Genomic DNA, 525 nt, shown 5'->3' with positions numbered 1-525 from the left:
GGATCTATTATAAGAAAAATTGATACCGAAGGGAATGTGAGCGACTTTGCTGGCTCTGGCTTTTTTGGAAATGTAGATGGACAGGGTACAGAAGCTCGATTTACAACGCTTATGGGCGGAGCGATTGATTCTCAAGGTAATCTTTATGTAGCCGATTTCGGGAATCATTCGATTCGGAAAATAACCTCAGCGGGTTTAGTTACCACTTTAGCGGGTTCAGGAACAGAAGGTTATGCAGACGGGACTGGGATAGCTGCAAGCTTTAATAGACCCTTCGATATTGCCATTAATTCAAATGATATAGTTTTTGTTGCTGACGAAGGGAATGATCGAATTCGTAGAATAGAGCCTAATGGAGAGGTGACTACTTTCGCAGGTTCTGGTGTAGAAGGCTTTCTTGATGGAGATAGCCAAAATGCAATGTTTTTCGAGCCAAAGGCATTGGATTTTGATTCACATGATAATCTTTTTGTAGCTGATTGGGGCAATAACCGAGTAAGGAAAATCACCAGTTCGGGAGATGTT

1 protein-coding gene is annotated in these 525 nt (G+C 41.9%); it reads left to right on the top strand.

All coding sequences use genetic code 11. The features are described 5' to 3' along the window. Positions 1-525, top strand: a 525-nt coding sequence (locus OB69_RS17915; protein WP_394324658.1) for a DUF6923 family protein, incomplete at both ends; no start/stop codon positions are given.

Source organism: Roseivirga seohaensis subsp. aquiponti (assembly GCF_001267955.1).
GTDB lineage: Bacteria > Bacteroidota > Bacteroidia > Cytophagales > Cyclobacteriaceae > Roseivirga > Roseivirga seohaensis.
This window is presented reverse-complemented; position numbering and strand designations above follow the sequence as displayed.